At 70.7% G+C, this 13,338-nt stretch carries 14 protein-coding genes; 8 read left to right on the top strand and 6 right to left on the bottom strand.

What is annotated here, in order from left to right; all coding sequences use genetic code 11:
* Window positions 1–180 precede the first annotated feature (180 nt).
* Genes ACGFRB_RS23685 through ACGFRB_RS23665 form a run of 5 tightly spaced genes read right to left on the bottom strand, consistent with a single transcriptional unit; the run spans window position 181 to window position 3,238 of the window.
* Complete coding sequence (locus tag ACGFRB_RS23685; protein ID WP_393245667.1) at window positions 181–1,089, bottom strand: class I SAM-dependent methyltransferase; 909 nt, start codon at window positions 1,087–1,089, stop codon at window positions 181–183.
* 32 nt (window positions 1,090–1,121) lie between these two features.
* Entirely contained in the window at window positions 1,122–1,595 is a 474-nt protein-coding gene (locus ACGFRB_RS23680; RefSeq protein WP_393245666.1) for a hypothetical protein, read from the bottom strand.
* Window positions 1,595–2,122, bottom strand: coding sequence for a dCTP deaminase (locus ACGFRB_RS23675; RefSeq protein WP_393245664.1), 528 nt, complete (start codon window positions 2,120–2,122; stop codon window positions 1,595–1,597). The genes ACGFRB_RS23680 and ACGFRB_RS23675 overlap by 1 nt, the downstream gene beginning before the upstream one ends.
* A 37-nt stretch (window positions 2,123–2,159) precedes the next feature.
* The gene (locus tag ACGFRB_RS23670) at window positions 2,160–2,681 is read right to left on the bottom strand and encodes a 2'-deoxycytidine 5'-triphosphate deaminase domain-containing protein (RefSeq protein WP_393245662.1); all 522 of its coding nucleotides are present in this window, start codon (window positions 2,679–2,681) and stop codon (window positions 2,160–2,162) included.
* Window positions 2,678–3,238 carry a hypothetical protein gene (locus tag ACGFRB_RS23665; protein ID WP_393245660.1) on the bottom strand — a complete coding sequence of 187 codons (561 nt, stop codon included), beginning with the start codon at window positions 3,236–3,238 and terminating at the stop codon, window positions 2,678–2,680. Before ACGFRB_RS23665 ends, ACGFRB_RS23670 begins: the two co-directional genes overlap by 4 nt.
* A gap of 288 nt (window positions 3,239–3,526) precedes the next feature.
* On the opposite strand from ACGFRB_RS23665, the gene ACGFRB_RS23660 reads away from it, so the two are divergent.
* Window positions 3,527–4,741 (top strand): helix-turn-helix domain-containing protein, encoded by a 1,215-nt coding sequence (locus ACGFRB_RS23660; protein ID WP_393245658.1) that lies wholly within the window; start codon window positions 3,527–3,529, stop codon window positions 4,739–4,741.
* 102 nt (window positions 4,742–4,843) lie between these two features.
* Here the strand turns inward: ACGFRB_RS23660 and ACGFRB_RS23655 are convergent, their stop codons facing one another.
* A complete protein-coding gene (locus ACGFRB_RS23655; protein ID WP_393245656.1) occupies window positions 4,844–5,782 on the bottom strand; it encodes a helix-turn-helix transcriptional regulator in 939 nt (312 codons plus the stop codon).
* A gap of 1,037 nt (window positions 5,783–6,819) precedes the next feature.
* Here ACGFRB_RS23655 and ACGFRB_RS23650 point away from each other — a divergent pair.
* The 7 genes from ACGFRB_RS23650 to ACGFRB_RS23620 all read left to right on the top strand — a co-directional run bounded on the left by ACGFRB_RS23650 (window position 6,820) and on the right by ACGFRB_RS23620 (window position 13,136).
* The gene (locus ACGFRB_RS23650; protein WP_393245654.1) at window positions 6,820–7,950 is read left to right on the top strand and encodes a hypothetical protein; all 1,131 of its coding nucleotides are present in this window, start codon (window positions 6,820–6,822) and stop codon (window positions 7,948–7,950) included.
* Window positions 7,947–8,708, top strand: coding sequence for an ATP-binding protein (locus ACGFRB_RS23645; RefSeq protein WP_393245652.1), 762 nt, complete (start codon window positions 7,947–7,949; stop codon window positions 8,706–8,708). Before ACGFRB_RS23650 ends, ACGFRB_RS23645 begins: the two co-directional genes overlap by 4 nt.
* Window positions 8,709–8,826: 118 nt before the next feature.
* The gene (locus ACGFRB_RS23640; protein ID WP_393245650.1) at window positions 8,827–9,438 is read left to right on the top strand and encodes a WhiB family transcriptional regulator; all 612 of its coding nucleotides are present in this window, start codon (window positions 8,827–8,829) and stop codon (window positions 9,436–9,438) included.
* Between the two features lie 51 nt (window positions 9,439–9,489).
* A complete protein-coding gene (locus ACGFRB_RS23635; protein ID WP_393245648.1) occupies window positions 9,490–10,473 on the top strand; it encodes a DUF2637 domain-containing protein in 984 nt (327 codons plus the stop codon).
* The gene (locus tag ACGFRB_RS23630; protein ID WP_363009328.1) at window positions 10,470–10,661 is read left to right on the top strand and encodes a hypothetical protein; all 192 of its coding nucleotides are present in this window, start codon (window positions 10,470–10,472) and stop codon (window positions 10,659–10,661) included. The genes ACGFRB_RS23635 and ACGFRB_RS23630 overlap by 4 nt, the downstream gene beginning before the upstream one ends.
* 245 nt (window positions 10,662–10,906) lie before the next feature.
* The gene (locus ACGFRB_RS23625) at window positions 10,907–11,431 is read left to right on the top strand and encodes a plasmid mobilization protein (protein ID WP_393245646.1); all 525 of its coding nucleotides are present in this window, start codon (window positions 10,907–10,909) and stop codon (window positions 11,429–11,431) included.
* Between the two features lie 4 nt (window positions 11,432–11,435).
* On the top strand, window positions 11,436–13,136 hold the full coding sequence (locus ACGFRB_RS23620; protein WP_393245645.1) for a mobilization protein: 1,701 nt from the start codon (window positions 11,436–11,438) through the stop codon (window positions 13,134–13,136).
* Window positions 13,137–13,338: the final 202 nt, after the last annotated feature.

The raw sequence follows: 13,338 nt of genomic DNA, 5'->3' as shown, positions 1-13,338 counted from the left end.
TGGGGGCCTGGGGGGGGGCGCGGGGGGGGGCGGTGTTATACGCGCCGCGGGGTTTGTGGGGGTATTTCGTTCCTCCGGGGGGGGGGGGGGGCGTCCCCGCCCCCCCCCCCCCCCCCCGACACTACCAACGCGATGCCCCGCACCGGGACGATAGCCGTATTTCCCGAAATACCGTGACGGCTACTGGCAGAGGAAGGACCCGGTGTACTTCGTCACCGCGAAGTACCCGTTCTTCTCGATCACGGCGACGACCTGGGCGCGGACCCGGTTGCGCAGTTCGGTGAAGAAGTCGGCGTCCAGGCGGTCGTCGGGGGTGGAGGAGGCGCAGCAGTGGTTGTGGCCCACCTGGTAGAAGTGCATGAACGGCTCGGGGTCGGTGAAGCGCAGCTGGTCCTGCCAGGCCACCTTCCCCACCTCCTCGAAGTACTTGCCGAGTACGTCGGTGCCGTTGTCCAGCGACAGGCGCCCCTTGGGGGTGGCCTTGAACAGGTCCTCGGGCGCGCCCATCGCCGTCAGGGCGGCGAAGTGGACCTGGTACATCTCCAGCATGCTGTCGGGGCGGTCGGTGGTGAGCTGGAAGACGCCTCCGGGCCGCATCACCCGGCGGACCTCGGTGAAGCAGCGGTCCAGGTCGGGCACGTAGTGGATCATGTAGTTCGCCATGACGCGGTCGAACGTGTCGTCGCCGAGCATGGACAGGTCGTCCGCGCTGCCCTCGATCCACGTGCACGGCGTGGCGGTGCCGTGCATCCGCTCGCGGGCGGCCTCCAGGACGGCCGGCGCGATGTCCAGGCCGGTGATGGACCCGTCGGCGAGGTGGGGGCGCAGGTGCTCCAGGATGAAGCCGTTTCCGCATCCGAGGTCGAGGAGGTCCTCCGAGCCTGTCAGCCCGAGGTTGGCGATCATGTGGTCGATCATCGACTGCGGGTTGGTGCGGTAGTGGTTGTGAACCCGCTGCTTGACGTCCAGCATGCGGGTGTCGTTGAAGAACCGGTCGCGGGCCGTTTCGGCCGAGAACTTGAAGTGCTCCGCGGGGATGATCGCCTTGGCCAGGGCGTCCAGTTCGGGCGTGCGGAAGTCGGTCGTCATGACGGTTTCTCCTTTGGGTTCGTGGTTGCCGGTCAGGTGCGGATGGTGAGTTCGGTGGGCCACTTCGTGCCCACGTACTTGTGCGGGAGGAGGCCGGCCAGCGGCTCGACCGCGACCTGGTCGCCGTCGGGGACGATCGCGGCTAGGCCGGGGGCGTGGTCCAGGAGCAGTTCGCGGCACAGGCCGCACGGCGGGACGATCCGTGCCACCGGGGGTTCGGTGGGCTTGGGGTAGCGGACCGCGGCCACCGCCACGAGCTCGGCGTCCGTGGCGAGCCGGGCCGCCGCCAGGGCGCCGGCCTCGGCGCAGACCGCGGCCCGGCCGACCATGGCGTCCACGTGCAGCCCGACGTGCATCTCGCCGTCGGCGTCCAGGAGCACGGCGGCGATCTGGTGGCGCGCCAGCACGTACCGCCGGCTGATCGCGGCGAACGCGCCCGCCACCAGCTGTCGGGCGAGCGGATCGGCCAGGCCGGCGGACGGGTCGGCCACGAGGCGGCCCGTCATCAGGCCGCCACCAACATGTCGCGGTGGATCCGCGAGGGCTGCGGCCCGCGCGAGCCCTGGTACTTGCCGGTGTACAGCGTGATCTCGCCCTGCACGCACCGGAAGACCACCTGGGCCAGCTCGTCCTCGGCGTACACCCGCAGCGGCTCGACCACGCGCATCTGGAACGTCGTCTGCCCGACCGACCCGGGGTCGATAATGTCCGCCGTGACGTGCGCGAAGCTCCCCAGCCGCGCGGCACCCGAGCGGGAGTGGATGGACGGCATGTAGAAGTCGCTGCCCAGGACCTCGACGCTGGCACCGAGGTAGATCCGGTTCGGCTCCAGGACGAAGCCGTCCTTGGGGATCTCGATCACGGTGAACTCGTTGCTCGCGCGGGTGTCGAGCACCTTGTTGGTGTAGTACCCCAGCTTGGGTCCGAGGGTGAGGTCGTAAGAGTTCGGCTGGACCTTCCGCTCTTCGAACGGCTCCAAAATCAGGCGGGCTTCCGCCCGCTGGCGGACGATTTCCGGTCCGGTCAGGATCATGACGGCACTCCTTTCTGCGGCAGAGACAAGGGTCTGGTCAGTGGCCGGTCAGCAGACCGGCAGGGCGAACGGTGGCCTCGGACCGGCGGCCGAAGTAGCCGTCGTACGGAAGCGGGGCGCCGACGGTGGCCGAGAACGTCACCTGGCCGGCGCTCATCCCCGCGTACAGGCGGGTGGGCTGGGTCGCCTCGATCTCCAGCGTCCACCGATGACACGCGCCGAGCTGCCCGAGATCGGCGCTGAACTGCATGAACACCCCCAGCCGCCCGAGCGAGGACCGTCCGATCAGCGACGTCACAAACTGCGCGCTGCCGATCACCTCGACGGTCGTCCCCAGGTAGATCCGGCCCGGCTCCAGCAAGACGCCGTCCTCGCCGATCTCGAACTCGTCCAGCTCGTGGTCTGCGCGGGTGTCCAGCACCGCCGAGCGGTGGGTCTTCAAGGTCGGGCCCAGGCGGTAGTTGTAGGACACAGGGTTGACCTGGCCGGGGTTGAACGGCTCGATCGTGAGCGCGCGCAGCTCCCGCTGACGGACGATCTCCGGTCCGGTCAGGATCACGACGCCAGCACCTTCGCGGCGAGACGCGCCGCCCGCACGCGCAGCTCCTCGACGGTTCCGGTGTTCTCCACGCGCCATCGGGGCTTCGCGTCGATCGGCGCCTCGGTGGGGTGGTTCTCGTCGCCCGCGGACAGGTCGGCCCGTGCCTGCTTGCGCAGCCGTCGCACCTCGTCGGGCGCGGTGACCTCCACGAGCGTGAACGCGAGCGTGGTGACGGCCTCGACGTCCGGGGCCCGCAGGTCGTCGCACACCAGCACGGCGTGCGGACGGCTCTCTTCGGCCTGCCGCACCCGCGCGGCGAACGCGTCGGTCAGCGCGCCGGGGTTAATACGCCGCAGCTCCGAGCCCAGGGCGTTCAGCAGCTTTCCGTCCTGGGCGCCGGCGTCCAGCATCGGGCGACCGGCCACCGCGTACACGACGGACTGGAGGTCGTACAGCGGCGCGCCCAGCTTCAGCCGCACCACGTCCGCTCCGGCCGCTGCCAGCTCCCCGGCCAGCAGACCGGCGAAGGTGCTCTTGCCCGCACCGGGCAGGCCGTACAGCGCGATTCTGGGCATGACGGTCCTCCTCGTCGACGACAGCAGGTACCGGGCACCGGGGTACGTCCACGCACGCCGGCCTACTCGCCGGCCTGCGGCGATGTCCGCCTCAAGGCCCGTGGCAACCATGCTGGCCGCCCCCGCCACCCGCCGGTAGATCCCCGCTGTCCGCACTTGTCCGCAACTCGCCCCCGGGCCGTACGCGGACACGCGGAGCCCTCTTAGGGTGTGGGCCGGTCACCGTGGTGCGACCGCTGTCCGCAACCGCGGTGCGGACGGACAACCGATCCAGGACGGGGTGGATAGATGACAGACGCCCATGAGGCGACCTTCGCCGAGGAACTGCGTCGGCTGCGCGGAGAGCTGACTCTGCGTGAACTGGGAAGGCGCGCCGGGTGCAGCAAGAGCCACATCAGCGACCTCGAACACCAACGACGGCCGCCCACGCCCTCCATGGCCCGCGCTCTGGACAAAGCCCTCGGGGCTGACGGCAAACTGGTGTCCTTAGCCGTAGCCGAGCGACAGCGCAGCAGGGAGACGTCCGACGAGGGTCCGGAGCGGACGGCGGACGGCTTCCTGGGGAAGTGGGACGACGTGTGGCGCAGGACCTTCCTCAAAGGCGCGGGCGCCGCAGGTGCTGCCCTCGCCACCGGCCTGAAGCCGGGCCTCGCCGATGCCGGCACCCGCGAGCTTCTGAGCGCGCACGTCGCGTTACGGGCCGCCCACGGCCGCCTCGACAACCTTCGCGGAGCCTCCACCGTCTACGCACAGGCCGTCGACCACCACCAGCAGATCCTCACCTGGCACACCGCCACCACCACCGCCACTGAGCGCCAGCAGATCGCCGCCCTCGCCGCCGACACCGGCGGCTTCGTCGGCTTCCTCACCTACGACCTGGGCATGGCCGAGACCGCCGCCACCCACTACCACGACGCCGCCACCCACGCCCTGCAAGCCGGCGACCTCTCCTGCTGCGTCAACCTCATCGGCCAGATGAGCCGCATCACCGCCGACCAGGGCCACTACCGCCGCGCCCTGGCACTGGCGAACGGCGCCCTCCGGCTCGGCGGCACCCGGGCCCACCCGGCCGTACGGTCCTGGGGGCACGCCATCCGCGCCCACCACCACGCGTGCCTCGGCGACGCACGCAGCGCCCAGAGAGACCTCCAGACCGCCTGGAAGCTGCTTGACCGGGCCGACGACGGAGAGACGCCCCCCTACATCGGCTACCTGAACCCGGCCGAGTTGAACAAGTGGACCGGCCACACCGTGATCCGCCTCGGTCGCAGCACCCCGGCCCTCCTCAGCACGGGTCAGAGCGCCATCGACGACGCCCGCGCCGCATGGCCGACCACCCATGTCCGCGGCTCGGCCGAGGTCCTGACCGCGAGCGCCCGCATCTACGCGGCCCGCGGAGACCGCGACACGGCCGCCGACCTTTCCGCCCGTGCCGTGGCCATCGCCACCCAGACCGGCTCAGCGAGAAACCTCCGCGCCGCCCTGGCCGCCGTAGCCGAGTGAGCGTCGGACGGTCGTGTCGGAGAAGAACCCGCTCGGCTCCCCATCAGCCTCTCCGTACATGGCCAGCACCTCGACCGCCCGGCCGAACCGTACCCGACCGCGTCAGGCAGTCAACTCCACTTTGGAGCATGTGCAGTTTGGAGCCGCCCCGGTCGGTCGCGCCTGCTGGATCTGGGTGATGACGACCATGCGGCAATTCGGGAGCGCGGAGGGGTGGAGTACGTGGCTGACGACGTCGATGGGCTCCCACCCCATGATGGGGATGCTCATGCGGAAGAGGTGGCCGTCGCGCGATTTCGCAAGTTCGGTGGTGGTCTCCCAGATGTGTCGGACGTCCGGGTCCGCGCACACTTCGCCGATGAGGGCCAGGAGCTCGGCCGCGTCGCTCCGGGCGAGGGCGAACTTCAGCATCTTCACGTACTCCGCAGCATGCTGTTCCCAGTCGTTGTACTGGGTGCGCGCCTCAGGATCCAGCAGGGCCCACCTCATGAGGTTGGCGCGGGGTTCGAGCGCCCAGGGCCACCACTCCGCCATCGACGCGTTGCACACGAGGATGTTCCAGTGGGGGTCGCACAGGTAGGACGGCCTGGGCATCTGCTGGTCGAGCAGCAGGCGCAGGCTGCTGTGGACTCGGGGGTCCACCGGCCCGCTCTCCCCGGTCGTGGCGAGGTTGTTGTAGAGCAGGAGCGCGGCGCGTTCGTCGCGGTCGAGCTGCAGGAGATCGGCGAGCCGCCGACACTGTTCGCGGTCGAGGCGAGTCCGGCCGTCGCCTCGTTCCAGGCTTCTCCACCAGCGTGCTGACCTTCCGACGGCCGTCGCACACTCGTCCTGGGTCACGCGGCGGCCCCGGCGGTGGCCGGCGATCTTCCGCCACGCCTTCAGCTGGCCGGCGAATCCCATGACCTGGCCCGCCCAGGGCTGCCCCGCCTCCCGGGGCGGGTGACCAGAGGACTCCGACTTCGGGTCTCCCTGATGGTGTTCGTCCTCCCCTGCCTCGCACCCGGTCCCCCTGTTGTCCGGGAGGGGCTCTGTGACGCCCATCCGCTTCTCCTTTTGTTCATTCCGTCCACGGCGCCTCTCCGCGTGGCTGTCTATCCCCGAGCCAAGGCAAAAGAAGAGGGTGGACCCGTGCCAATGCACCGGCCCACCCCTGCCTCTGTTCCAGAGTACGAGATCATTTTTTTCGATCATGGAATCCGGCACCCCTCAACGCCGGTGACCCATCCCACACGTTCCTACGCTTGCGTAGGGAGCGGCGATGGAGCGATATGGAGTCGATCAACCACGAACCGGACACCGAAACCGGAAATCTATTGCCGGTTTCGAAAGCGGCAAATTATTGCCGCTTTTTTCTTTCCCCCTGGGTAAGTCCTCCCCCGGAGTTACCGCAGAGAGAAGACGGGGCATCAGCCCTCTTCAAAAGAGGTGGAGTTGCCCCTCCCAGTGATTCGTGGGCACCTTCACAGCCTGGGTCTACGCGCGTAATTCCCGGAGTGCGGGACCGTTGACGCTGATCGCGGAGCGGGCTTAAATCCTGATCGACAGCAGGTCAGCGGCGCGATCGTCCGCCGCGCGGGATTAGGGGAGGTCATCGCCTGTCAGTGCGTCAGCAATCTGCAGGGGTGACGCCCCGTAGGAGAGTTCGCACCGATCCCTCACCCTCCGAGCGATGCGACTTGTCACGGAATATAGAGCCAACGCTGGACTTGCGCGGACCGTCTACGTATGTTCATCGTCCCCCACCGGGAGGCAAACCGGTGACCGACGAACGGAGCATGCGAGTGCGCCCCCGTAGATCCTGAAAAGCGCTACGGCGCCCGGGAGGGGCAAACCCCCAGGCGCCGACACCGCAAAGAGTCCTATCTCCTCACCGAGGCAAACGGCGGAGAGATCGACCCACCATCACCGCACCGGCCCTTCCCACGGGGCAACACCGGTCGCGGCGGCACTTCAAGGGAGAAGCATTACATGAGCCCGGCCCTGCGCGAAAGCCGGACCCCAAGGACCGGTTCCGCGGACCGCGCGACGGACACCACCCACACCCCCCTTCCGGCCCGCCGGCACGGGGGTGAGGCCTGATGGCCCGCATCCGCACCATCAAGCCCGAGGCTTTCGAGTCCGAGGATCTCGCCTCCGTGGACGTGACGGCTGTTCTCACCTTCTTCGGCCTGCTCACCCACGCCGACGACGCGGGCCGGCACCGCGACATCGCGGCCATCATCGCCGGGCGGCTGTGGGCGCTGCGCCCCGAACACACGCCGGCCCACGTCGCCCAGGACCTGGAGCAGCTTGCGGAGCGTGGGCTGATCTGCCGGTACACGGGCTGCGACGGGAAGACGTGGCTGCACATCGTGACCTGGGAGCGGCACCAAAAGATCAACCGCCCCTCCGCGAGCCGGCTTCCGCGCTGCCCGCAGCACGACGCGGCGCGGGCGTGCGGCGAGTGCGGCCTCGCCCGATGCCCGGGCCAGGGGAACCCCCGGTACGGCGGGCAGCCGGCGCCGGACTTCACGAGCGAAGCGCCCGCCCGCCGCGCACAAGAGGCCGATTCCGTGAATGTTCACTGCGGACTCATACGCACCGAAACGGCGATTTCGACCCCGTCATCCGAGGAAGTGACCCACACCACTTCTACTGCAGGCGGCGTGATCGCCGCCACATCTCCCGAAGGCCCGCACGCGACCCCCTCGCCTGATGAAACTGCAGGTCAGAGTGCTTCCGCCGCATCTGGCGGCGTGACGGCGGCCACATTCACTGAGGGCTCACGCTCTGGATCTAGGATCTTGGACCTAGGATCTTCCCGTAGGGGGCGCGAGGCGCCCGCGCCCGGCACCTCACCGGACAGCGTCCTGGAGACGGTCGAGGCGAGTACCTTGTCGGCGAAGATGCTCATCGCCGAGTATGTGCGCGGCTGCGGGGGCGGAAAGCCGCCGAGGGCCTTCCTGGGCCACCTGGGCAGGATGATCCGCGAGCTGCTGGACGAGGGCTTCGAGCCCGAGGTCCTTCGGCCGGCTCTCGAGCGGCTGCGGGCCAAGAGTCTGCACCCGAGCGTCCTGCCGAGCCTGGTCAACGAGGCCATCAACCCGCCGGTCCCCGCCTGCGGTCCGGCGTCCGCCTCCGGCGCGGGGCCCTGGTCCGCCGCCTCCCCCGCCTACACGCCGTACATGAACCCGGCCGCGCCCACCGGCACCTTCGGAGTCGCCCTGTGATCCGCACCCGGCTCGAAGACCCGCAGACTACCGCCGACAACCCGGCGATGGCCTGGATGCAGCGCAAGCTCGCCGAACGCGGCATCACCCTCGACACCGCCGCGCCCCTCGCCGAGGCCCCGGAGCCGAGCCCCGCCCTGGTGGCGGCCCAGGAGCGGATCCCGTACGACTACCGCGAGGCCCGGGTCGAACACCCGGATGTCGCCCGGTGGGTGCGCTCGGTGGCAGACAGCGCCGTCGGACACTCCGCGAGCCCGCTCGTCCCGCACTTCGGCTCCGCCGGCCAGCGCGAGATCACCCACGGCCGCAGCCTGCTGCTGTGGGGGCCGACCGGCGCCGGCAAGACCCACGAGGCGTACGGCGCGATCCGGGCCCTGACCGCCGCGGGGTGCGGGGTGCGCTGGCACAAGACGACCGCCGCCGACCTGTACGGCTCGATGCGTGCCCGCGGTGGGCACGATCCGGAGTACCTCCTGCGCCGGATCGTGCGAATGCCGCTGCTGCTCCTGGACGACCTCGGCGCGGCGAAGAGCAGCGAGTGGACGGAGGAGATCACCTTCCGCCTCCTCAACTGGCGCTGCGAACACCGTCTCCCGACCATCGTCACGACCAACCTCGCACCGGTCCGCACCCCGCAGATGGACCCCCGCCAGCCGGTCCTGCGCGACAAGGTCGGCGACCGCGTCCTCTCCCGCCTGTCCGGCATGTGCACCCCGGTCCACCTCGAAGGCCCGGACCGCCGCTTCCGCGCCGCCTGACCAAGCACCACCGCCCCACCACCGCCAGCATCACGTTGCCGCCCTGGCCTGCCGACGCACCCTCGCCGTGCGCCGTGCCGCTCCCGCCTGCCCGGCGGCACCCCCTGGAGAACACCCCATGCGTCACATCACCACCAACAACACGCCCACACCGACCCTGCGGGGCATCGCCGACATCTCCTGGCACGACCGCGGAGCCTGCCGCGGCCTTCCGGCCGCTGAAGCCGACAGGCTTTTCTTCGCGCCCCCGCGCGGCCACGCCGCCATCGCCGAAGCCAAGACCCTGTGCGGTCGGTGCCCGGTCCGCCAGGACTGCTTCACCCACGCCCTCGACAACGACATCCGCTGGGGCACGTGGGGCGGCCTGACCGAAACCGAGCGCCGGCCCTGGCACGCGAAGGTCGCCAAGCGCCTCGACTACACCCGGGTACGCGCCGCGATCATGGGCCGCGACGTCTTCCTCACCGCCGCCGAGCGAGACTCCGTCACCCGCCACGCCTACGTCCGCGGATGGTCACCCGAGCACCTCGCCTACACCCTCGCCGTCGACCTCGACCACGCCCGAGACCTCCTGCGAGACGCAGGCCACGCGGTCGAAGACCGCGACCGCTACTGGGCGTCGGAAGACGCCGGTGAAAGCGAAGCGACCACCCCTGAAGAAACGTTCTGCCCAGCACCACGCCAGATCCAGACCGAAGAACTCATCCACGCGCTGCGGCAGGCGGCATGACCGATCGCTGCCCCTGCACCACCCACACCCTCACCACACGAAAGGCAGCTGTTGACCGAGGAGACCGCCGACCGCTTCGCTCTGACGGCGGCCGTGATCGTGATCGCCATCCTCACCGCGGCCGGCTTCTGGCTGTCCTACGCCCACCTCGCTGAGGTCGCCGGCCAGCACGGTCTGGACCACTCACCGGAACGAAGATGGGCCTGGCCCGCGACACTGGACGCCTTCATCATCGCGGGCGAGCTGATGATGTTCCGGGCCAGCCTGCGCCGGGTCACGGACTGGTCGGCCATCGGCGTGACAGTCACCGGCTCCCTCGGCTCGGTCGTCCTGAACGTCTTCGGCGTCGGCGGCTCGGCACCCGAGTCGGTCCCGCTTCTCGACTACGTCGTCGCCGCTGTCCCTCCCACCGCCAGCATGCTCGCCTTCGGCGTCCTGATGCGACAGATCCACCAGGGCGTCACCAGTGCATCGAAGCCGGACCCGGACCAGACCGGTCCGGCCCCAGCCCCGGGCCCCGAACCCGGACCAGACGCGGACCCCGAACCCGGACCGAACCCCGAACTCGAACCCGGACCGGACACCGGACCCGAACCCGGACCGGACGCCGAACCGAACCCGGACCCCGGACCGAACCCCGAACTCGAACCCGGACCGAACCCGGACCCCGAACCCGGACCGGGCGCCGGACCCAGACCGGACCGGGGTCAGGTCGAAGCAGCGTCGGCCCGCCGGGGGGCACGGCGGGCACGTCCGGCCCCGGCTCGTCCGCGGACCGTACGAGCGCGGGTCCAAGCGGGTCGGCCATCGCGGACCGGACCGGGACGTCTGTCGGAGGACCAGGTCGTCGAGATGGTCCTCCCGTACGTGCCGGCGGTCCTGGCCCGAGAGGGCAACGCCCAGGTCACCCGAGCCCAGCTCCGGGCGATCATGCGCAGCCGCAAGATCCAGCTCGGCAACGAGCACATGGGGCCGGTGCTAACCCGCGTCCGCGCGGCCACCGCCGCCACTACTTCCCCCGAAGGAGTCCGATGAAGACCTGCGACCGCTTCGAGAAGATCAAGTCGGAATTCCAGTTCGACATCACCGCCCTGACCAACCATGCAGCACGGCACGCAGGTACGAACCCCGCGATGGCGAGCAGCCGCATCGCCAAGGGCGTGCGGCTGAACATGGCGAGAGCTCTGTCCCGCCATTACTCCCGCTGCAAGTTGTGCTGCTAGCCAGCAAGCCCGACGGTGGCCCGGCCCTCGTGTCGGGCCACCGCCCCGTTCGCCCTTGTTCCTGTCCTTCTTAAGGAGCCGATCCCCGTATGACCCGCATGATGAACGGACCGGTCCCGGACCGGTCCGGGCCCGACGGTCCGGCCGCGTCCGACGCCGTGGACGTCCGGATCGATGAGGTCAACTCGGACCCAGAGGGAGCAAGTTATCGGCCAAGACACTCTTCCCCGGCGGGGAAGCGCGTCTTGGCCAAGCCCGCCCCTGGGGTGGCGGGAGCGGTCCAGCACCGGGGGGTGCTGGACCGTGAGGCGGCGACCGAGGGCGGATCGCAGCCGGAGCAGTCCGTGCCGCTCCGCAAGCGCCGCGCCCCGAAGTCCGCTTCGCGTAAGCGCTCGCCGAAGACCGACGCCGACAAGCGCGTTCACGTGTGCAGTGTCCGTCTCAACGACGAGGAGAAGTACCGCTTGGCCGAGGCGGCTGCCGCCGCTCGCACGAGCCTGCCGGCGTTCCTCGCTCGCAGCGGGCTCGCCGCCGCCCGCGACCCCGAACGCGCCGCCGGTGCCATCGCCGGCGAACGCGAGCTGATCTCGGAGATGTTCGCCGCCCGCCGGCACCTCGGGCACGTCGGCAACAACCTCAACCAGATGGCGAGGGCCATCCACATGGGCGACCGGCCACCGGACGCCCAGCTCGACGCCGTCCTCGACGCCGTACGGCGTGCGACCGAGCGCGTCCAGGCCGCCACCGACAAGCTCCTCGAACACCGCTAGGAACATGGTCCCCAAGATCCACAAGCGTGGCACCCGCACCATCGGCCTGCTGTACTACCTCTACGGGCCCGGCAAGGCCGAGGAACACATCGACCCGCATCTGGTCGCCTCCTGGGACCAGGCCGCACCCGACCCCGGCCGCGACCCCGACGCCACGTACAAGCAGCTGCAGCGGCTCCTCGACCAGCCCCTCGCGCTCCTCGACGACAAGCAGCGGGCGAAGAAACACGTGTGGCACCTGTCCGTCCGCAACGGTCCCGCCGACCGGATCCTGTCCGACGACGAATGGGGGGACATCGCCCGCCGCATGGTCGCCGCCGCCGGCATCGACGACCCCGATCAGGGCGCGGGCTGCCGCTGGGTCGCCGTACGACACGCCGACGACCACATCCACATCCTCGCTACCCTCGCCCGCGAGGACGGCTACCGCCCCGACCTCGACCACGACGCCGCCCGCGTCCAGGCCGCAGCCCGCCTCCTGGAACAGGAACTCGGGCTGCACCGGCTCAAGCCCGGCGACGGCACCGCGGCCCAGCGCCCCACCAGCGCCGAGCGGCACAAGGCCGCGCGCCAGGGCCGCGAGCGCACCGCCCGCGAGGAACTGCGCGAGACCGTACGCCGGGCCGTGGCCGGCGCCCTGAGCGAAGCGGAGTTCTTCGCCCGCCTGGCCGCCGCCGGCCTCCTCGTCCAGACGCGTGTGGCGCCCTCCGGAGACCTCCTCGGCTACAAGGTCGCCCTGCCCGGCGACCTCAACAAGGACGGCGAGCCCGTCTACTACCCCGGCACCCGCCTCGCACCCGACCTGTCCCTGCCCCGCATCCGCGAACGCTGGTCCGGAACCGATCACCGCCAGGACGAGGCCGAGCTCCAGTCCATGTCGCCCATTGACCCGGCGCCGTCTGTCGCACGTCGGCGCACGGCGACAGCGGCGTGGGAGGCGATCGTCGTCGTCGAGGACGGCGAGGACGCGGTCGCCGCCGCGCACATCGCCGCCACCGGTGAGATCCTCGACGCGCTCGCCCAGACCTCCGCCGCCCGCACCCGCCAGGAACTGCGAGACGCAGCCTGGGCGTTCGAGCGGGCCTCCCGCTCCCACGTCCGTGCCGTACGCGGGCACGACCAGGCGCTGCGGCAGGCCGCCCGCGACCTGATCCACGGCGGGCCGGCGCTCGGCCGCGGTGAGGACGGCGCGACCACCGCCATGGCCATCGACATGCTGTTCTTCCTCGTCGTCGTCGCCGCCCACTGGCACGCGCGCAAGGGCCACGCTCAGCAGGCCCACGCCGCCGAGCAGGCTGCGCAGCACTTGCGCGCCGCTTACCAGGACGCCGCCGAACACCCGCTCGCCGCGCTCCGCCGGCGCGGCCGGCGCCTCTCCCACCCGCAGCTGCGGCGGCAGGAAACCTGCGTATGGGAGGCGGTCCCCGAACTCGCCGACCAGATACTCGCCGAGCATGGATGGGCCGCGCTCGCCGCCACCCTGGCCGACGCCGAGGCCGCCGGCCACGACCCAGCCGCTCTGCTCTCCGGCGCCGTCCGGCGCCGGGAGCTCGACACCGCGGACTCGATCAGTGACGTACTCGTGTGGCGGCTGCGCCGCGCGGCCGGACTGCCCGCCGATCCGACTGACGACCGTGCTCACCACTCCCGTTCGGGCACTGACCCCGTTGCCCAGCGGAAGCCCCGGCGCAGCCCGACTCGGTGAGCACCCGGCCGGGAGGGCCCCGGCCCGACGGGGCAGGGGGCGGCCCGTCCGCCTCGTGCCCCTTCCGCCAGAAGGCCGCCCGCTCCCCGGCCAGGCGTTGAACGAGCGGCTCGGAGGCCGCGTGCCCGGCCCGGACGCAGGGACTGCCGCTGGAGGGCGCTCTGCGGGCCGTGTTGATCCGGGCAGCTTCTGCCGACGCCGC

This window comes from Streptomyces sp. NPDC048718 (assembly GCF_043198875.1).
Taxonomy (GTDB): Bacteria; Actinomycetota; Actinomycetes; order Streptomycetales; family Streptomycetaceae; genus Streptomyces.
This window is presented reverse-complemented; position numbering and strand designations above follow the sequence as displayed.